The sequence below is a fragment of the Flavobacteriales bacterium genome (assembly GCA_016712535.1).
Classification (GTDB): domain Bacteria; phylum Bacteroidota; class Bacteroidia; order Flavobacteriales_F; family PHOS-HE28; genus PHOS-HE28.
On sequence record JADJQW010000004.1, the window covers coordinates 420,586 to 439,518 of the forward strand.

An 18,933-nucleotide genomic window follows, 5' to 3' on the forward strand; every position below is an offset into this window, starting at 1 on the left:
GTCGTCAAAGGTCGTAATAGCGGTTGAAGAGGAAGGTGCGCAGCCCTACGTACCAGTAGCTGCTCTGCACGATGTCGGCAGCGCTGGGGAGGTCGCGGCGCATGATTCCGCCCATCAGCCGCGCATTGGTGTTGGGGTTCACGAGCCATTGCAGGCTGGCGTCGATCCAAGTCATGCTGAACAGGCGCGATTCGCCTTCGGTTGGGCTGCCGATGTCGGGCTTGTCCAGGTCGGTGCCCAGGTTCAGCGAGTCCGCAGGGTCGCGCTTCCAGGTGCTCAAGTTCACCTGGCCGCGCAGCATCCAGCGCCTGTAATTCATTTCCACGATGCCCACCGCTTCGCCGTATGCGGTGCCCAACGGATTGGCCAATGGCTGACCGGCATGCATGTATGCTTCCCTGCGCCGCTCGCCCATGTACATGAAGGGCGAGGCGGTGTTGTATTCGGCTTGCAGGTGGAGCCCTCGCACGCCCACATCGAAGGCGCGTGCACCAGCCTGCCACGCATAGCGGCCGGGGCCATCGGTGGCGAATTGCCCGTACGCATATGCGCGGTCGGTTATCTTCAGGCGCAAGTCGGTGCCGACAAGGCAATTCGCTGCGCCGGAGAATCCCTTGGCCGCGGTGTTCAGGCCGATGACCGGATTGATCGCGAGCGGGTCCATCGGTTCCACTCGATTGGTGATGCTGCGGAAGAGCGTGGCCTCGAATAGGCCGAGTTGCACGCGCCCCAGATCGATGGAGAGGTGGTGGAAGGTGCCGCGCATCCAGTGGAATAGGTTCTCGCTGCTGGCGCCTCCTGCAAGGCGGTCATCTTCGGTGACGCCATGCATGAGCTTGGAGTACCACCAGGTATACTGCCAGCGCTTGTTGCGGCTGAGCAGGCTGAACTTCAGGAAGGGCGAGTTGATGGCGTTGTCGCTGAGCAGCACGCTGCGGTAACCGTGGCCGACGAAGTGCTTGCCGTGGCCGGCCTGCACATTGAGCCATGTGCTGGGGCTATAGCTGAGCACGCCTTGGCTCCAGCCGTAATCGAATCGGTTGCCATCCACCAGTTTCACGCGGCCCTGCCCGGGCAGCACGAGCGTTTCCAGTGTCTTGCGGTAGAGGTATTGCGGCACGCGCCCCAGGTTCTCGTGGAACATGGTGTAGAAGGAGACCTTCGGCCCAAGGTCACCGCGAACCAGGAAGCCCCGCGTATTGAAATAGTACTGGTTGGTATCGGCATAGGCGGAGGCATCGCCCTCATCAGCTCCGTACTCGAGGGAAAGGATGGGATCGACACTCAGCAGCGCATCCCCTTCACGCACGGTGAGCAAACGGTCGCGGAAGAGCTTGGTGGTGAGCACGTAATAGTAGCGCGTGCTGTCCTTCCGGAAGCCCTGCACGTTGGTGAGGTCGGCCCGGCTCTCGATCATCGGCTTCAGGCCGCTGTGGATGCGCGCCCCCTTCTTCGCTGCATTGCGCTCCAGGTCGATGGAGAAATCGCGCTGCAAGGGCACATCGTTCTGCTGGGCGCGGAGCAGGGTGCCGTGCACAAGCATGAAGAGGAAGAGGCAGCGGCGGCTCATGGCCGCCGAAAGTAGCGATGTGCCCGGAGCGCGGTAGCAACACGCTCCTGCAGCGGCAAGGAGCCTCAGGTCCCCGCTATCCCGCCTGCGTCCTCGCCAGCTCGCTCTTCGCGAACTCCGCGTAAACCGCCGTGATTCCTTCGCGCAAGCCGATGCGGTGCTTCCAGCCCAGGTTGTGCAGGCGGGAGACATCCATGAGCTTGCGGGGCGTGCCATCGGGCTTCTCGGTGTTCCACTTCAGTTCGCCGGCGTAGCCCACGATGCCCTTGATCATTTCCGCGAGTTCCTTGATCGTCAGGTCGACCCCGGTACCGATGTTCACGAACATCTCTTCGTCGTAGTTCTGCATGAGGAAGAAGCATGCGTCGGCGAGGTCGTCGACGTGCAGGAATTCACGCATCGGCGAACCGGTCCCCCAGACCTCGACGCTGGGTGCGCCGTTCACCTTGGCCGTATGGAACTTTCGGATCAGCGCGGGCAGCACATGGCTGTTGTTGAGGTCGTAATTGTCGTTGGGCCCATAGAGGTTGGTGGGCATGGCGCTGATGAAGTTGCAGCCGTACTGGCGGCGGTAGCTCTCAGCCAGCTTGATGCCCGCGATCTTGGCGATGGCGTAGGGCTCGTTGGTCTGCTCGAGGAAGCCGCTCAGCAGGCTCTCCTCCTTCAGCGGCTGCGGGGCCATCTTCGGATAGATGCACGAGGAGCCCAGGAAGAGCAGCTTCTTCACCCCGTTCTCGTAGGCCGAATGGATGACGTTGCTCTCCATCATCAGGTTCTCGTACAGGAACTGCGCGCGATAGACGTTATTGGCGTGGATGCCGCCCACCTTCGCCGCGGCGAGCACCACATGGTCGGGCTTCTCCTGCGCGAAGAAGTCGCGCACGGCCTGCTGCTCCTTCAGGTCGAGCTCCTTGCTGGTGCGCACCACGATGTTGCTGAAGCCATCCTTCTGCAGGCGGCGCACGATGGCCGAGCCCACCATGCCGCGGTGGCCAGCCACGTAGATCTTGTCTTGCTTGTTCATGATCGCATTCAAAGGTGAAGTCCACCCAATGGTTCGACGCTGCATGGAGCAGGAATGATCTCCGATCATTCCTGCTCGTGCAGGATCTTGTGTCCGCCCTTCTTCAGGTAAACGTCGCGCTTGAAGAGCTCGAGGTCGCTCTGCACCATCTCGGTCACCAGGGCCTTCAGGTCGTACTTGTGCTTCCAGCCCAGCACGCGCTTGGCCTTGGAAGGATCGCCCTCGAGGTGATCCACTTCAGCTGGGCGGTAATAGCGCTTGTCGATGGCCACCAGCGTCTTGCCGGTCCTCTTATCGATGCCCTTCTCCTTCTCGCCCCTACCTTTCCAATCGAGCTTGATGCCGACCTCTGCGAAGGCCAGGTCGATGAAATGGCGCACGGTGTAGGTCTTGCCGGTGGCCAGCACGAAGTCATCGGGTTTGTCGGCCTGCAGCATCAGCCACATGCCTTCCACATAGTCCTTGGCGTGGCCCCAGTCGCGCTTGGCGTCGAGGTTGCCGAGGTAGAGGGTCTGTTGCAGGCCTAGCTTGATCTTGGCCACGGCGCGCGTGATCTTGCGGGTCACGAAGGTCTCGCCGCGCAAGGGGCTTTCGTGGTTGAAGAGGATGCCGTTGCAGGCGAAGATGCCGTAGCTCTCGCGATAGTTCTTGGTGATCCAGAATCCGTAGAGCTTGGCCACGCCATAGGGGCTCTTCGGGTAGAAGGGCGTCTCTTCGTTCTGAGCGCGCGGCAATACGCCGCCATACAGTTCACTGGTGCTGGCCTGATAGAAACGCGTCTTCTTCTCCATGCCGAGGATGCGGATGGCCTCCAGGAAGCGCAACGTCCCGATGCCGTCGGCGTTAGCCGTGTACTCAGGCATCTCGAAGCTCACGGCCACATGGCTCATGGCGGCGAGATTATAGATCTCATCCGGCTGGATCTCTTTCACCAGACGGAGGCAGTTGACGCTGTCGGTGAGGTCGCCGTAATGGAGGTAGAAGGGACGGCCCTTCTCGTGCATGTCGTGGTACAGGTGATCGATGCGGTCCGTGTTGAAGAGCGAGCTGCGGCGCTTCACGCCATGCACCTCATAGCCCTTGTTCAACAGGAGCTCGCTGAGGTAGGCGCCGTCCTGGCCTGTTACGCCGGTGATCAGCGCCACTTTGCGCTTGCCGTTCTTCTTCGATGATCCGTTCTTCTTGGACATGTTGCGCGCGCTGCTGCCCGCAGCGCTGTTTAGGTTTCAGTTGACGATGAACCAGTTGTTCACCAATGAGGCCTTGTTGTAGCGCATGGGCGCGCCGGTGGTGATGTCGATGAGCTGCTTGCCCGCTTCGTTCACGATGGCATGGCCTGCAGCGGTATCCCATTCCATGGTGGGGGCGTAGCGCGGGTAGGCATCGGCGGCGCCCTCGGCCACCAGGCAGATCTTCAGGGCGCTGCCCATGCTGGTGAGGGCCACTGATCCATGCTCTTGCTCCATGCGCGCGATGTAGGCCTCGGTCTCCGGGCTCGGGTGGGAGCGGCTGGCCACGATGGTGAAGGCGCTGCGGTCGTGCTGCACGGGGAGGCGTTCGGCGGACAAGGCGCGTTCATACGCTCCACCCTGCGCATGGGTTGCCGCCGACTGGCGATACGCCCCGCCGCCCTGCCAAGCGAAATACAGGTTGTCTTTCACGGGGACGAAGAGCACCCCGGCGATGGGCCTTGCTGATCCGAGCGCCCCGGCAGGAAGGCCATCTCGTTCCATCAACGCGATGTTCACCGTGAATTCGCCGTTGCGCTTGATGAACTCCTTGGTTCCATCGAGCGGATCGACCAGCCAGTAGCGCTCCCAGCACTGCCGGTCTTCCAAGGCTGATTCTCTGCCTTCTTCGCTGAGCACCGGAATCCCGGTCACTGCTAATGCGGAAACGATGGCGGCATGCGCCCTCTTGTCTGCTTCGGTCAGCGGACTCTTATCGGCTTTTTGCTCGGAGCTGAATTCAGTGCCGTACACCTCCAGGATCTCTCGCCCGGCGGCGAAGGCTGCGTTGATCGCTGCATTCACCAACGGGATTAAGTCGTGCTGCATGCCGGCAAATGTATCCGCGCGCAAACCCGCGCTCCCGAGGATGCCTGGCCCTCGAAACCTGGAAAGGGGGCCTGGTCGCCCCTTATTTGCCCATGATCTTGAACATGCCCGTGCCGCATTTCGGGCACACCCCTTTCATGGCTTTGCGTCCATTGGCCATGGTCACTTCTTTGGCGTCCTTGATGTCGCGCTTGTCCTTGCATTTCACGCAGTAACCTTGTACAGCTGGCATGTCTTCGGGTTTTAGTGGTTTACGTGTGGGCAAGGTACCCGGCCCATGAGCGTGAGCGGGTCGCATGGCGGGCAGGTTATCAACAGGCCATCAACCGTTCGGTTAGCACAACCGGCTTCCATTGGGTACCATTTGCTCCGGTCGGGCAAGGACGATCGCCCCTTGGGCATCTGGGAAGCCGGTCACCAGGCATTCGCTCATTATGTGGCCGATCTGCTTCGGCGGGAAGTTGAGCACGGCGATCACCTGGCTCCCGATCAGTGCCTCCTTGGAATACCGCTCTGTGATGCGTGCACTGCTACGCCGGTGTCCGTAAGGGCCAAAATCGATGGTGAGCACAAAGGCGGGGACTCGTGCCGCAGGCAAGTCCTCTGCGGTGAGCACTGTGCCAGCACAGAGCAGGACCCGCTCGAAGTCGTTCCAGATGATGTTGTTCATGGTGCCCGAAGATGGCTTCGGCGATTGACCTGCCGATTTCAGAATGCGCGGCTACATTTACCGGCCCATGCGCCGCACTGCAATCCTGATTCTAGTGGCCTTTGTCCTGGTTGCCTTTCCATCGGGTGATCTGCTCGCCCAAGGCTGCGCGATGTGCAAGGCGGTGGCCCAAGGCGGCAATGGCGTGTTCGGTGGCGAGCAAGCCATCGGCAAGGGCCTCAATCGGGGCATCCTCTATCTGATGGCCATGCCTTATGTGCTCTTGCTCCTTTTCTTCCGGAAGAAGATCGTAGGCTTCATCAAGGAGTTCGCCTCCGCGCAGGGCTGAGCCCCGGACGCCCCAGGACACCGCTGCCGTGCGGTGCCCCGGGCGAAAGGCTATCGCCTCAGGCCTTCCCGTTCATCGCAGCATAGTGCGCGAAGAACCGCGGGATGGTGCGGATGCCCTGGAAGTAGTTGAACACGCCGTACTTCTCGTTCGGGCTGTGGATGTTATCCGAGTCGAGCCCGAATCCGAAGAGAACGGTCTTCAAGCCAAGTTCCTGTTCGAAGAGCGCCACGATGGGGATGGAGCCGCCGCCGCGCGTTGGAATGGGCTTCTTCCCGAAAGTCTCTTCCATGGCCTTGCTGGCAGCGAGGTAAGCCGGGCTGTCTATGGGCGTCACCGCAGCTTCACCACCGTGATGCGGGCGCACCACCACCTTCACGCCGGGAGGCGCGATCTTCTCGAAGTGGTCCTTGAACAGCTTGGTGATGGCATCGCTCTTCTGGTTGGGCACCAGTCGCATGCTCAGCTTGGCGAAGGCCTTTGAAGGAAGCACCGTCTTGGCGCCCTCGCCGATGTAGCCGCCCCAGATTCCGTTCACATCCAGGGTGGGGCGTATGCTGCTGCGCTCTTCGCTGGTGTAGCCCTTCTCTCCGCGCACGGCTTCGATGCCGAGGTCCTTCATGTATTCCGCTTCGTTGAACGGAGCCTCGGCGAGGGCCTTGCGTTCGGGGGCGCTGAGTTCGAGCACGGCATCATAGAATCCGGGGATCGTCACTCGGCGGTCGGCATCGTGCAGGCTGGCGATCATCTCGCACAGGGCGTTGATAGGATTGGCCACCGCGCCGCCATACACCCCGCTATGCAGGTCCCGGTTCGGCCCGGTCACCTCAACTTCAACGTAGCTCAGGCCGCGCAGGCCGGTGTTGATGCTTGGGCAATCATTCGCGATCATGGCTGTGTCGCTGATCAGCACCACGTCGGCCTTCAGCCGCTCCTTGTTCCGCGAAACGAAAATGCCCAGATTGTCGCTTCCGACTTCTTCTTCTCCCTCGATCATCACTTTCACATTGCAAGGCAGGCCGCTGGTCTTCATCATGGACTCGATGGCCTTCACATGCATGTAGAATTGGCCCTTGTCATCGGCGCTGCCGCGGGCGTAGATGAGGCCGTCCTTGATCACCGGGTCGAATGGGCCGCTGTGCCAGAGGTCGAGGGGGTCGGGCGGCTGCACGTCGTAATGGCCATATACCAATACAGTAGGCTTGGCAGGGTCGATGATCTTCTCACCATACACGATCGGATGGCCCTTGGTGGGGCAAACCTCCACCTTGTTCAAGCCGGCCTCTTCCATCCGCTGCTTCACGGCTTCGGCGCAGCGGGCCACATCCCCCTTGTAGGCCGGGTCGGCGCTGACGCTGGGAATGCGCAGAAGGTCGAGCAACTCGTTGAGGAAGCGGTCTTTATGACTCTCGATGTAGGTGTCGATGGGATGCACGGGCGAGGGTGTTTGGTGGCCGCCGAAGATAGGTGCAGGCTGTTGGGCAACCTTCCCTGCGGCGCATTGGTCATGGATTGGTCCGGAAGCCCTACTTTTCCAACGCCTCGGCACCCCTACCTATGAAGGCACCACTACTTACGATCGCCGCCCTTGCGATGGGCATTTCCCTGAAGGCCCAATTGGTCGTTAATAGCACGCAGACACCGGCCCAGTTGGTGAATGATGTGCTTCTAGGGAATGGCGTTCAGGCATTCAACGTGCGCTACAACGGTGTCCTTAACCCGGCAGCGAACGTCATCGGCAGTGGATCGTTCACCACCAGCAATAGCAATCTCGGGTTGGACGCGGGTTTGATCCTGTCCTCTGGTCAGGCTTCCGCTGTGGCTGGACCGCAGTCAGGTTTCAGCGGAAATGCGAACGGAACCGGGAGCGACCCTGATCTGGTGAGCATCTCTGGTGGCACGATCAACGACCGGGCTGTCCTGGAATTCGACTTCATCCCTACGGGTGACACGCTGAAGTTCCGCTTCGTCTTCGCATCGGAGGAATATCCGGAGTATGTGTGCTCGTTCAACGATGCCTTTGGCTTCTTCCTGAGCGGACCTGGGATCGCGGGGCCGTACAGCGGTGGTTCCGCCAACATCGCCCTCATTCCCGGCACCACTGTGCCGGTGACGATCAACAACGTGAATAACGGGTTGAACAACAACCCGACGAATGCCGGTTGCCCTGCGCAGAATGCCAGTTTCTATGTGGACAACACGGGCGGCGCCACCGTGGTATTCGATGGGATGACCGTGGTGATGCAAGCCACGGCGCTGGTGCAGTGCGGACAGACTTATCACATCAAGCTGGCCATCGGTGATGCGCTGGACAGCACCTTCGATAGCGCGGTGTTCCTTGAAGCCGGCAGTTTCGTGAGCACCGGGCAAGTACTCCCCACCTTGTCGCAGAGCACCGGGATAATCGGCAATACCATGCTCGAGGGATGCAACCCGGTGGAATTGGTCTTCACCCGTCTCGGCGATACTTCAGAAGTGGATACGGTGGACATCATGGTTGGTGGCACCGCAACCCCAGGGGTCGATTACACCTATGTGTTCCCTTCGCAGCTGATCTTCCCCGAGAATGTAGAAGCCCTGAGCATCGTCTTCGATGTGCCGATCGACCCAGACGGCCCTGAGACCATCGTGATCACCATAGAGCAGCTGGTGGCTTGCGCGGGCTTGGTGCTGCAGACCAACTTCACTTTCAACATCGATAGTCCGCCGCCTCTCGTGGTGACGGGGGCCAACATCCCGAGCATTTGCGGGCAGAACAACCTCTTGATACCGTCGGTATCCGGTGGAATGGGCCAGTACACCTATGACTGGAGCACTGGCGAGACCACCGCTACGATCAACGCATCCCCTGCCGTGACCACGGTTTTCACGGTCACGGTCACCGACATCTGCAACATCGAGCCGGTCTCAGCCGATTTCACCGTCACCTTGCCCATATATCCCCCGCTGGACCTCGTGGTGTGGCCCGACACCTTGATTGACTGCTTGGGGAATGGCGATATCTCTGTGCTGAGCGTCACCGGTGGTGATGGCGTATTCACCTATCAGTGGAGCTTAGGCGGTGTCCCATTAGGCAATTCACCTGTGCTGAACGTTCCCTCTTCGACACCGCCGGTCTATTACACCGTTACCGTGAGTGAAGGATGTGGCACCAGCATTTCCGATAGCGTGCAAGTTGGCACGGTGCCATTGCCGGACATCGAGATCACCACCGATGGCGACCAGAGCGTGATTTGCGCAGGTGATAGCACTACGCTGACCATTACAGGCATCACAGGAGGTAACGGGGTGTATGATTGGACCTGGACCGACCCGAACGGCTCAGTGATTGGCACGGGCTGGACCATTACTGTTCCTGTCTTCACCACGACGCCATACGTCATCACCGCCAATGATCAATGCGGCTACACCGGTGTGACCTCAGTGAATGGCGTTATGCCGATATACGACCCCTTCGTGCTCACCATGGTCCCTGATCACATCCTGTGCGCTGGCGACAGCACCATGATCCATGCATTGGTGAATGGAGGCAGCGGTTATTACCACATCCTTTGGTCCGGTGAAGACAGCCTCACCGACCCGCTTTACTGGGTGAGCCCGAATGAATTCACCGAGTACCAAGTGATGGTGCGCGATCAGTGCGGCGAGGTGCGCTTCGGCAAGACTGAAGTGGATGTTGAGCACGTGTCCGTTGACATCGTTGAAGTGAATGAGGGCCAGGACGACTGGTACCTCTTGGCGGCGACGTTGCCTTATGCCCGCACCTGGATCTGGGATATGGGCGATGGCACCCGCTACCGCAATGATGAGGTGCGACACAGCTACCTCGACCTCGAAGAGCACTGGGTGAACCTGAAGATCGTGACGCCCAATGGCTGCCACGGCGAGGATTCGTTGCTGCTGAAGCCGCCCGCGCACATCTACTTCCCCAACGCGTTCAGCCCTGATGGCGATGGATGGAACGAGTTCTTCGGTCCCAATGGCCACTACATCGATAGTTTCGAGATGCAGATCTTCAACCGCTGGGGCGAGCTCATTTACACGACGAACGATATCCTTGCGCCATGGGACGGCACCTATGGCGGCTCACCGGCGCCTACGGGCGTGTACGTTTACAAGTACCGGGCGGAGGGGCATTACTTCCCACCGGTTGACGGCATGGGCCATTTGACCTTGTTGCGTGGAAGCCAGAATTGAACAACAACCGAACGTGATGAAGCGAATTCTCTCGATAGGCCTCGTGCTGCTGGGCAGCGGCGTTGGTCACGCACAGCTTTTGGTGGACGACCAGCTCACCCCGACCCAGCTCGTGCAGGACGTATTGCTGGGCACCGGAGTGGTGGTGAGCAACATCAGCTACAATGGCGTGCTCGAACCGGCTGCTGCGCAAGCCGGAAGCGCCAGTTTCACTGAGACGGGCACCAACTTGGGCCTTCCTGCTGGTGTCCTGCTCACGAGCGGCGTCACGCAAGGCGTGGCTGGTGCCGCCTCTTTCTTCGCGAGCGGAACCAATAGCACGGGCAGCGACCCTGACTTGGCGCTTCTGGCGAACCAGACCATCAACGACCGTGCAGTGCTCGAATTCGATTTCGTGCCTGAAGGGGATACCGTGAAGTTCCGATACGTATTCGGCTCGGAAGAATACCCCGAGTACGTGTGCACCACATTCAATGATGCGTTCGGCTTCTTCCTCAGCGGTCCTGGCATAACCGGGCCATACCAGAACAACGCCATCAACATCGCGCTGGTGCCGAATTCCTCCATTCCCATCGCCATCAATACCGTGAATCCTGGCGTACCGGGCACCTCAGGGGGAAACGCGGCTACCTGCGCCGCCGCTGACCCTAATTGGACCAATAACAGCGTGTACTACGTGAATAATGGCGCGGGCGCCAGCATCTGCTATGATGGTTTCACCGTGGTGCTCACAGCGCGCTGGCCTGTGCAATGCGGACAGACGTATCACATCAAGATGGCCATTGGCGATGGCTCTGACAGCGCCTTCGACAGCGGCGTCTTCCTTGAGGCTGGCAGCTTCACCAGCACGCCTTTCGTGCCCACCCTTTCGCCAGGCCCGGGCATCATCGGCACCAATACGATAGTGGAGAGCTGCTACCCGGTCACCATCAACTTCGCTCAGACCGGGGCCGGAACCGATACCAGCGTGGTGTACATCATCACGGGCGGCACGGCAACCAGTGGGGTCGATTACGTGCCTGCCTTCCCTGATTCGCTTGTGTTCCTCCCGGGTGATTCCCTGCAGACGTTCACTTTCAACTGCCCCGTTGATATTGATGGAGACGAGACCATCATCCTGACCTTGATCAGTCCGAGCCCTTGCGCGGGCATCACCATCACGAACGAGTTCATCTTCACCATCATTCAGCCGCCGCAACTCGCCATCGTGGGTGGGCTCGCGCAGATACCTTGTGGAGGCTCGGCGACGCTCACCCCGACTTTCTCTGGTGGTTACCCGCCTTACGCGATCTCCTGGTCGGATGGCCAGACGGGCAACAGCATCACGGTGAGCCCGAACAACAGTGCCGTATACACGGCAACGGTCACGGACGATTGCGGCACCACGGCCATCGCGCAATTCTTCGTTGAATTGGATCCGTTGCCGCCGCTGAACATGGCCCTTGTTGGCCCGGGTACCGTCATGGAGTCCTGCGACAATACCGGCGTCAATTTCATCCGCCCTCAAGGCGTGCCGGGTGATGTGCCCATCGCCATCACCTTCAGTGGAGCCGCCAGCAATGGAAGCGATTTCGTGTGGAACAGCTCCTTGGTCATCCCGGATGGCGTGCTGAACACGATCGTGCCCTTCAATCCGATCGAGGATAACATCCCTGATGACGGCGAGACCGTGACGATCACCGGCACCTACACCGATAGCTGTGGCCGCACCACTTCTGCGAGTGTGACGATAACCATCATCGATGCGCCGCTGATTTTCGTGACCACAGAGGACTTCACGGTGGAATGCCGCCCCGACAGCATGCTCATCACGGCCCTTGGCACGGGAGGCGTAGGCTCCTTGAGCTACTCCTGGTCCAATGGCACCGATGGCCCATCGACCTATGTCAGCATGAATGAGTTCGCCAATTACACCGTGACAGTGACGGACGGATGCGGAAGGTCCGTGCAGGATGTGGTCACCATCTCCTTGATCTGCGACGTGGTCGTGCCCAATGTGTTCTCGCCCAACGGCGATGGTTACAACGACCGTTTCGTGATCGATGGGATCACCTACACGAGCAACACCGTGCGCATCTACAATCGCTGGGGCCAGCTTGTCTATGAAGCGAGCAACTACCAGAATCAATGGGATGGCGATGAGCTCCCGGATGGCACCTACTTCTATGAGGTGATCCTCTCCAACAAGAAGGATGAGCCCTACACGGGGCATCTCACGATCCTGCGCAACGGCTGGCGCTGAGCGCTTATCTGACAATCAGCGAAGAGCCCGTCATCTCGACGGGCTTTTCCATACCCATCAGATCAAGGATGGTGGGTGCCACATCGGCCAGGATCCCATCACGCAAGCGCATGGGCGCATCGGCAAGCGCGATCACCGGCACCGGATTCGTGGTGTGCGCCGTGTTGGGCGAGCCATCGGCGTTCACGGCTTTGTCGGCATTGCCGTGGTCGGCGATGATCAGCACTTGGTAGCCGGAACCACGAGCAACCTCGGCTACTTGCCGGGCGCAATTATCGGTGGTCTCGACGGCTTGCACGATGGCATCGAAAACGCCCGTGTGGCCCACCATGTCGGGATTAGCGAAGTTGAGCACCACGAGGTCCGGGGAGCCGGTCCGCAGCTCGGGCAAGATGGCATCGACGATGGCCTGGGCGCTCATGGCGGGCTGGAGGTCGTAAGTGGCCACTTTGGGTGACGGCAGCATCAGGCGGCGCTCTCCCGGGAACGGTGCTTCGCGGCCACCGCTGAAGAAGAAGGTGACATGCGGGTACTTCTCCGTTTCAGCGATTCGGATCTGCTGACGGCCAGCAAGGCTCACGGCTTCGCCCAAGGTCATGCGCAGATCGTCCTTGCGGAAGAGCGGATGCACATCCCGGTAGGTCGCGTCATACTCCGTCATCGTGCAGTAATGGAGCCGCAACGGTACCATGTCCTGCTCGGGATAGGCCTGCTGGGTGAGCGCCTGCGTGATCTCACGGCAGCGGTCCGTGCGGAAGTTGAAGCAGATGACGGCGTCGCCTTCGGCGATCATGGCCAACGGGCGACCTTGTTCATCGACGATGGCGTGCGGTTTCATGAATTCATCCGTGATCCCTTCGGCGTAGCTGCGGTCGAAGGCCTCCAACGGCGCTTGCACGTGAGTGCCGGTGCCATGCACGAGGAGGTCGTAGGCCGCTTTCACGCGCTCCCATCGCTTATCGCGGTCCATGGCGTAGTACCTCCCTATCAGGCTTGCCACGCGAGCGCCGGTTCCGTCGATGCGTTGCAGGAAGCGCTCCATGCAAGGACGGCCGCTATGCGGATCGGTATCCCGCCCATCCGTGAATGCATGCACCAGCGTCTCCTTTACGCCGGAGGCTTGCGCAAGCCTGCAGATCGCTTCGGCGTGCGTTCGCATGCTGTGAACCCCGCCGTCGGAAAGCAGGCCCATCAGGTGAAGGCGGCGGCCGGGCTTGCGGGCCTGTTCGAATGCAGCTTGGAGCGATGGGTTGGAGCCAAGGCTGCCATCAGCGATGGCGAGGTCGATGCGCACTAGGTCCTGATGCACCACGCGCCCGGCGCCGATGTTGAGATGCCCAACCTCGCTGTTGCCCATTTGGCCCGCAGGCAAACCCACATGGAGTCCATCGGTGCGCAACGTCGCGTGCGGAGCGTCGGCCATCAGAGAATCAAGGAATGGCGTGCGCGCCTTGGCGATCGCGTCGCTGTGATCGCCAGAGCCGATGCCCCAGCCGTCGAGGATGATGAGCACGGCTTTCTTCGACATCACATGGTTTTCGGGAAAGTGGCCACGAAGGTAGCCCCATGCGGGTCGGTGTCCCCCAATTCGATGCGTCCGCCGTGGCGCTGAACGAGGCGCTGCACGACGAATAGCCCCAGCCCGGTGCCTCTATGATTGCGGGTGCCCTCATCACCCAGCCGGTAGAAGCGGTCGAAGACCTTGCTGCGCTCGGCCTTCGGTATGCCTGGGCCATGGTCAGTTACGCGCAAGCGCCAAGCTGTTTCCGATCCACTGACCATCACCTCGATGGTGGTTCCCGCCGGGGCGTACTTCACGGCATTCTCTATCAGGTTCTCAGCAATGCTCCTGAGTGCCTGCGGATCAGCATTCACCTGCAATGCGGCCGGCGCGTCCAATTGCCATTCGTGCGCTGAACCATCGCGCTGCTGCGCGCGCACCACCGCGCCGCGCACCACTTCAGCGGCATTCACGGGTTCCTTGAGCAAGGGAATCTGGACAGCTCCTTCAGCAGTGGCCGCCAGGACCTTGTCGGTCAGCGCCGTGAGTCGATCGGCCTCCTCGATGGCCAATGCTTGGAGCGCGCGTGCATCGGATGGGCTCAAGCCCGGCCGGGAGAGCGTCTGCATCTGCAGTTTCATCGAAGCGATAGGGGTTCGCAGCTCATGAGTGATGGCAAGCAGGAAATTGCGCTGCATGGCTGCCAATCGCAGGTCGCGGCGAATGGCCAGGAATGAGATGGCGAGCACCACACCAAGGATCATCAGCGCAACGCTCGCTTCACCCAGCACCATGAGCCTGCGAGCTTGGTGGCCCAATTCCTGCCCGGATAAGCGCGCGATCTCTTCTTCGCGACGCAGCAACAGGAGAGCCCACCAGCCGAATTGCGCGATGATGTAGGCCATTGCAGCGCCCAGAAGCCATAACGAGCGGTTCGCCGATGGAGCCATGGCGGCGAAGTTACCCGGAGCAGGACTGCATGGGGGGCGCTGCCCAAGGCAGCATTACCCACATGTGGGCAATATGATATCAGTGCATGGAGTCCCTATGAAGGCCATCCGGCGCTGTTTCTATCTTGCCCGCTCATCCCATGGACTCCAGCGGTGCGAGGGCGTATATCCTGGAGCAGTTGCGAACGCGGCTGCCCGTTGAGCGATCCTATCATAGCCTAGAGCACACCTTGGATGTGTACGCAAGTGCCATCAGCATCGCGGAGCAAGAGGGCGTTGACGGGGAAGGGCTGGTGATATTGAAGATCGCCGCTCTGTATCATGATGCGGGTTTCCTGACGCAGGACACGGACCATGAAGAGGCCGGTTGCCGAATAGTGAAGGAAGTCCTACCGGGCTTCGGCTTCAACGAGCGGCAGATCGGGCTGATCTGCGACATGATCATGGCCACGCGGATCCCACAGAGCCCCCGGAACAAACTCGCGCGCATTCTTTGTGATGCCGACCTTGACTACCTCGGCCGGCCCGATTTCCAGCGGATCGGGGCCACGTTGTTCAAGGAGATGCGAACCTATGGCGTGCTCAGCACGGAGCGGGAATGGAATCTGCTGCAGGAGCGCTTCATTGAGCGGCACGCGTACTTCACACAGACCAATAAGCAGCTGCGCGAACCCTTGAAGCAGGCGCATCTGGCTGAAGTGCGGGCCTGGCTCGAACGGAATCCGTGACTGTTGCGAACGAAGAGACCCTGGCGCAGCCAGGGTCTCCGGTGGTGCCTCCCAGAATCGAACTGGGGACACATGGATTTTCAATCCATTGCTCTACCAGCTGAGCTAAGGCACCGTTTCCTTTGCGCCGCTCAGCACTTGCGCGAAAGGCGGGCAAAGATAACCAAGCACTTCAACTGCGCCACTCTTGGCTGACCTCATCCTGGATATCGGCAACACGCGGACCAAGGCGGCGCTCTTCCAAGGCGACCGATTGCTTGGTCTGACGGCGTTATCAAGCGACGATGCATCGGGCTTGGAGCGCTTCCTAGGCGAACGTGAAGTGGTGCATGTGGCGATCGGTTCCGTTGCCGGTGATGGCAGCCAGTTGCTGGGCCGGCTCAATCGCCGCCATCACCAAGTCATTCACATCACAGCGGCGAGCCCTGCACCGAACCCTTCGGCCTATGGCACCACAGGCACCCTCGGAGTTGATCGTTGGGCCAATGCTGTAGCGGCCTCCGCGCTTTTCCCGAAGCGTGCAGCCCTCGCCGTTGATCTGGGCACCTGCATCACCTATGACCTGGTGGCTCCAGATGGCACCTACCTCGGAGGGGCCATTTCGCCTGGCGCGCAAATGCGGGCCAGCGCCATGCATGCCTATAGCGCCCGTTTGCCATTGGCGGAATTGAATCATCTGGCACCGGCTTTTGGCGATTCCACCGAAACAAGCCTTCAGTCTGGGGTTGCGCATGGGGTCCTTGGCGAATTGGAGCATTTCATCGCCGCCGCCCGGGCCTTGCATCCCGATGCAGGCGTGGTGCTCACGGGCGGTGATGCGCTGCCTCACGCCCGGGCCTTGAAAAGCGGCATCTTTGCGCACCCTTTCCTGACCCTTGAAGGACTGCGCATCATATTTCATCATGGCCTTGGCCTTGAGCATGCCGGGAGTGGCCCTGGCACAAGGCCAGCAGGGTAGCGGCTCGCCCTATTCAGCGCATTCGCTCGGCGATCTCGCCGGCACCGGCCAGGTGACCTTGGCGGGCTTAGGCGGGCTGGCCGTCACGGTGGCCGACCCCTTCAGCGTTGCCCGCGCCAATCCGGCCACTTACTGCTTGCTCCACCATACCTCATATGAGATGGGCGCCACCGTCCGTTGGACGCGCATGACCATCGGGGAAGAAAGCGGGCGAGGGCGCAACACCAGGCTGCTCGGTTTCTCGCTCGGCGTGCCTTTCGCGAAGGGCCGTTGGGGCATGGCCTTGGGCCTGCAGCCCTTCAGCACGGTGGCATACAAGTTCGAGGATCGGCAACAAGTTGATGGGGGCGCTTTGCGCAATGAATACACCGGATCGGGCGGTGTGAACCGCGCCTACCTCGGCTTCGGGCGCACCCTATGGCAACGGCGCGATAGCACGGGCCTCCGCTCCAGGCTGAGCGCAGGAGCCAACTTCGAGTTCCTTTTCGGAACGGTGGACGATACACGCAAGGCCTATTACCCGCTCGGTTCGGGTTACTACCACAGCAGCGTAGTCTCATCGCTCGTGCTGCGCGCACCAACCGGCACCCTCGGGCTCATGCAAAGCGGGCAGCTTGTGACCATGGCAGGTGCGGAGAAGCGACACAAGGAGCGACTTGCGCGCTATTCGGCCAAGGATAAACGAGATGAGATGGATTGGCTCAATGCCGGCCGTGACCCTGCGGAGCGCAGGCCTAGTAAAGCACCGAAACCGCGACGGGAGGCACTTCGTTGGCGCGCAGGCGTCGGAGTCGACCTGCCAGCCGGGTTCACAGCGCAGCATAGCAGTTTGGCCACCTCATTCCGGCTCTCGGGCACAGTGGAGAACCCGATTGATACAGCACAGCGGATCGATGGCGCCTTCGGGACCCTGAGCCTGCCGTTCGGGCTCGCTGCCGGATTCGGCATCGAGAACAACCGATGGGCCTTGGCCGCGGAACTGCATCATCGCGATTGGTCGGCATTGCGCTCCGATGTGGAGGGCTATGCACTGAGCACGGATCTGCGCGCCGCCACCACCTATTCAGTCGGCGCATCCTTCCGTCCAGCAGGCCAGCAGGGCGGCAGCTTCCTGAAGCGCACCACCTACCGTGCCGGGGCGCGGTACACGCAAGACCCCATCGCCCTGCGAGACCAGGCCATTTCACAGTTCGGCATGTCCTTTGGCTGCTCCCTGCCAATTGCAGGAGCAAGCACGAGAAGCCGCATCAACCTTGCCGTGGAGCACGGCCAGCGCGGAACCACCGAAGCTGGCTTGCTGAGCGAACGATACACCAACCTCCACATCGGGGTCACCATCACCCCAGACTTGCGGGAACAATGGTTCAAGAAACGACGGATAGACTGATGAAACACCTTACGAAGACCATTCTGCTCAGCGCCGCAATCGGTGCGGCCGCCAGCATGCATGCCCAAGGGAAATACGGCGCAACGCCCGCTGATAGCGCGGATTGCGTGAAGAACATCTCGCTCTTCCAGGAGTCGATCAAGCAGGGCAGCTATGCCGATGCATACGGCCCCTACCGCAAGCTCATCGCCGTGTGCCCGGCCTACAGCAAGAGCCTTTACCAGAACGGCAGCAAGATGCTCGGCGACTTCATCGCCAAGGAGAAGGATGCCGCGCGCAAGGAGCGACTGATCGACTCGCTGCTGCTGAACTATGACATGCGCATCACGCACTTCGGCGAGAAGGCCTTCGTGCAGGGCCGAAAAGGGGTTGACCTGCAGTTCTATCGCCCGAAGAATTGCAGCGCCGCCCACGACATCCTGAAGGAATCCATCGAGCTGGGCGGGGCACGGAGCGAACCTGCCACCATCAGCGCGTATTACACCGCGCTCAACTGCCTCTTTGGCGAAGGCGCTGTGACCAAGGAACAGATGCTCTCGGAGTACGTGCGCCTTTCCGCGCTGATCGAGCAGAACCTCGCGGACCCCAACCTGAAAGAGACCGACCGCGAGCTCTGGGTCAAGTCGCGCGACAACGTGAACGGCAATTTCTTCCGCATCGCCGAGTGCAAGGACATCGGCAGCATTGCAGAGAAGCTGGTGCAGGAGAAGCCTGATGACCTGGATCTGAAAACACGCCTCCTGAAGGTGCTCAACGCGAAGGATTGCACCGAGGAGAAGATCTACCTCAAACTCGCCACGGACGTGCATAAGGCGAATCCAACGAGTGAGAGCGCCTACAGTCTGGGTCAGAGCTATGTTAGGGCTGGGAACCTGAGCGAGGCCAGCGGATACATGATGCAAGCCGTGGAGCTCTGCACCAGCTGCAGCGACCGCGTGAAGTACCTTCTGAAGGCCGGCCAGGTGGCCAGCGCGTTGGGCAACCACAGCAAGGCGCGGAGCTACGCCAACCAAGTGCTGCAGATCGAGCCGAAGAACGGTGAGGCCCTGATCCTGATCGGCAATGCCATCGCGGCGCAAGCAGGCAGCTGCGAAGTGCCTGATGGCTGGGGCGCTTATTGGCTGGCCTACGATTACTATCAGCGCGCACGAAGCCTCGATCCCAGCGTATCGGACAAGGCCAGTGAACGCATGGGCAGCTGCAACGCCAGATTCCCCACCAAGGAAGAGCTCTTCTTCCGCAACATGAAGGAGGGCGACAGCTTCCAGGTGGGCTGCGGCGGCCTCAACGAGAGCACCACGGTGCGCGTCAAGAAATAACG

Annotated in this window: 16 protein-coding genes and 1 tRNA gene; 7 read left to right on the plus strand and 10 right to left on the minus strand. The window is 60.6% G+C overall.

The window, feature by feature from the left end; all coding sequences use genetic code 11:
• Positions 1–4: 4 nt before the first annotated feature.
• From IPK70_16230 to IPK70_16255, 6 genes are all read right to left on the minus strand, one after another.
• On the minus strand, positions 5–1,570 hold the full coding sequence (locus IPK70_16230) for a hypothetical protein (protein ID MBK8228711.1): 1,566 nt from the start codon (positions 1,568–1,570) through the stop codon (positions 5–7).
• A 76-nt stretch (positions 1,571–1,646) separates the two neighbouring features.
• Positions 1,647–2,594 carry a GDP-L-fucose synthase gene (locus IPK70_16235; GenBank protein ID MBK8228712.1) on the minus strand — a complete coding sequence of 316 codons (948 nt, stop codon included), beginning with the start codon at positions 2,592–2,594 and terminating at the stop codon, positions 1,647–1,649.
• 65 nt (positions 2,595–2,659) lie between these two features.
• Positions 2,660–3,784 (minus strand): GDP-mannose 4,6-dehydratase, encoded by a 1,125-nt coding sequence (gene gmd, locus IPK70_16240; GenBank protein ID MBK8228713.1) that lies wholly within the window; start codon positions 3,782–3,784, stop codon positions 2,660–2,662.
• 36 nt (positions 3,785–3,820) lie between these two features.
• Entirely contained in the window at positions 3,821–4,651 is an 831-nt protein-coding gene (gene cysQ / locus IPK70_16245) for a 3'(2'),5'-bisphosphate nucleotidase CysQ (GenBank protein ID MBK8228714.1), read from the minus strand.
• Between the two features lie 82 nt (positions 4,652–4,733).
• Positions 4,734–4,883 carry a hypothetical protein gene (locus IPK70_16250; protein ID MBK8228715.1) on the minus strand — a complete coding sequence of 50 codons (150 nt, stop codon included), beginning with the start codon at positions 4,881–4,883 and terminating at the stop codon, positions 4,734–4,736.
• Positions 4,884–4,985: 102 nt separating this feature from the next.
• Positions 4,986–5,321 (minus strand): tRNA-binding protein, encoded by a 336-nt coding sequence (locus IPK70_16255; GenBank protein ID MBK8228716.1) that lies wholly within the window; start codon positions 5,319–5,321, stop codon positions 4,986–4,988.
• A gap of 67 nt (positions 5,322–5,388) precedes the next feature.
• Here IPK70_16255 and IPK70_16260 point away from each other — a divergent pair, with 67 nt between their 5' ends.
• Positions 5,389–5,649, plus strand: a complete 261-nt coding sequence (locus tag IPK70_16260; GenBank protein ID MBK8228717.1) for a hypothetical protein — start codon at positions 5,389–5,391, stop codon at positions 5,647–5,649.
• Positions 5,650–5,707: 58 nt separating this feature from the next.
• Here the strand turns inward: IPK70_16260 and IPK70_16265 are convergent, their stop codons facing one another.
• Positions 5,708–7,075 (minus strand): dipeptidase, encoded by a 1,368-nt coding sequence (locus tag IPK70_16265; GenBank protein ID MBK8228718.1) that lies wholly within the window; start codon positions 7,073–7,075, stop codon positions 5,708–5,710.
• 131 nt (positions 7,076–7,206) lie between these two features.
• Between IPK70_16265 and IPK70_16270 the strand changes: the two genes are divergently transcribed.
• Positions 7,207–9,846 (plus strand): gliding motility-associated C-terminal domain-containing protein, encoded by a 2,640-nt coding sequence (locus tag IPK70_16270; protein ID MBK8228719.1) that lies wholly within the window; start codon positions 7,207–7,209, stop codon positions 9,844–9,846.
• 16 nt (positions 9,847–9,862) lie between these two features.
• Positions 9,863–12,088, plus strand: a complete 2,226-nt coding sequence (locus tag IPK70_16275; GenBank protein ID MBK8228720.1) for a choice-of-anchor L domain-containing protein — start codon at positions 9,863–9,865, stop codon at positions 12,086–12,088.
• A gap of 4 nt (positions 12,089–12,092) precedes the next feature.
• Here IPK70_16275 and IPK70_16280 read toward each other — a convergent pair whose 3' ends face one another.
• A complete protein-coding gene (locus IPK70_16280) occupies positions 12,093–13,616 on the minus strand; it encodes a 2,3-bisphosphoglycerate-independent phosphoglycerate mutase (protein MBK8228721.1) in 1,524 nt (507 codons plus the stop codon).
• Positions 13,616–14,539, minus strand: coding sequence for a HAMP domain-containing histidine kinase (locus IPK70_16285; GenBank protein ID MBK8228722.1), 924 nt, complete (start codon positions 14,537–14,539; stop codon positions 13,616–13,618). The genes IPK70_16280 and IPK70_16285 overlap by 1 nt, the downstream gene beginning before the upstream one ends.
• A gap of 140 nt (positions 14,540–14,679) precedes the next feature.
• Between IPK70_16285 and IPK70_16290 the strand changes: the two genes are divergently transcribed.
• A complete protein-coding gene (locus IPK70_16290; GenBank protein MBK8228723.1) occupies positions 14,680–15,267 on the plus strand; it encodes an HD domain-containing protein in 588 nt (195 codons plus the stop codon).
• A gap of 42 nt (positions 15,268–15,309) precedes the next feature.
• On the opposite strand, the gene IPK70_16295 is transcribed toward IPK70_16290, so the two are convergent.
• Positions 15,310–15,382 (minus strand) — tRNA-Phe (locus IPK70_16295).
• Between the two features lie 72 nt (positions 15,383–15,454).
• Here IPK70_16295 and IPK70_16300 point away from each other — a divergent pair.
• Genes IPK70_16300 through IPK70_16310 form a run of 3 tightly spaced genes read left to right on the plus strand, consistent with a single transcriptional unit; the run spans position 15,455 to position 18,931 of the window.
• Entirely contained in the window at positions 15,455–16,225 is a 771-nt protein-coding gene (locus IPK70_16300; GenBank protein ID MBK8228724.1) for a type III pantothenate kinase, read from the plus strand.
• A complete protein-coding gene (locus tag IPK70_16305) occupies positions 16,170–17,612 on the plus strand; it encodes a hypothetical protein (GenBank protein ID MBK8228725.1) in 1,443 nt (480 codons plus the stop codon). The genes IPK70_16300 and IPK70_16305 overlap by 56 nt, the downstream gene beginning before the upstream one ends.
• A complete protein-coding gene (locus IPK70_16310; GenBank protein MBK8228726.1) occupies positions 17,612–18,931 on the plus strand; it encodes a hypothetical protein in 1,320 nt (439 codons plus the stop codon). Before IPK70_16305 ends, IPK70_16310 begins: the two co-directional genes overlap by 1 nt.
• Positions 18,932–18,933: the final 2 nt, after the last annotated feature.

Bases quoted from the DNA above. Each gene is read 5' to 3' on its own strand.
- IPK70_16230 (MBK8228711.1), bottom strand. From the start codon at position 1,570: ATGAGCCGCCGCTGCCTCTTCCTCTTCATGCTTGTGCACGGCACCCTG.
- IPK70_16235 (MBK8228712.1), bottom strand. From the start codon at position 2,594: ATGAACAAGCAAGACAAGATCTACGTGGCTGGCCACCGCGGCATGGTG.
- gmd (MBK8228713.1), bottom strand. From the start codon at position 3,784: ATGTCCAAGAAGAACGGATCATCGAAGAAGAACGGCAAGCGCAAAGTG.
- cysQ (MBK8228714.1), bottom strand. From the start codon at position 4,651: ATGCAGCACGACTTAATCCCGTTGGTGAATGCAGCGATCAACGCAGCC.
- IPK70_16250 (MBK8228715.1), bottom strand. From the start codon at position 4,883: ATGCCAGCTGTACAAGGTTACTGCGTGAAATGCAAGGACAAGCGCGAC.
- IPK70_16255 (MBK8228716.1), bottom strand. From the start codon at position 5,321: ATGAACAACATCATCTGGAACGACTTCGAGCGGGTCCTGCTCTGTGCT.
- IPK70_16260 (MBK8228717.1), top strand. From the start codon at position 5,389: ATGCGCCGCACTGCAATCCTGATTCTAGTGGCCTTTGTCCTGGTTGCC.
- IPK70_16270 (MBK8228719.1), top strand. From the start codon at position 7,207: ATGAAGGCACCACTACTTACGATCGCCGCCCTTGCGATGGGCATTTCC.
- IPK70_16275 (MBK8228720.1), top strand. From the start codon at position 9,863: ATGAAGCGAATTCTCTCGATAGGCCTCGTGCTGCTGGGCAGCGGCGTT.
- IPK70_16280 (MBK8228721.1), bottom strand. From the start codon at position 13,616: ATGTCGAAGAAAGCCGTGCTCATCATCCTCGACGGCTGGGGCATCGGC.
- IPK70_16285 (MBK8228722.1), bottom strand. From the start codon at position 14,539: ATGGCTCCATCGGCGAACCGCTCGTTATGGCTTCTGGGCGCTGCAATG.
- IPK70_16290 (MBK8228723.1), top strand. From the start codon at position 14,680: ATGGACTCCAGCGGTGCGAGGGCGTATATCCTGGAGCAGTTGCGAACG.
- IPK70_16305 (MBK8228725.1), top strand. From the start codon at position 16,170: ATGGCCTTGGCCTTGAGCATGCCGGGAGTGGCCCTGGCACAAGGCCAG.
- IPK70_16310 (MBK8228726.1), top strand. From the start codon at position 17,612: ATGAAACACCTTACGAAGACCATTCTGCTCAGCGCCGCAATCGGTGCG.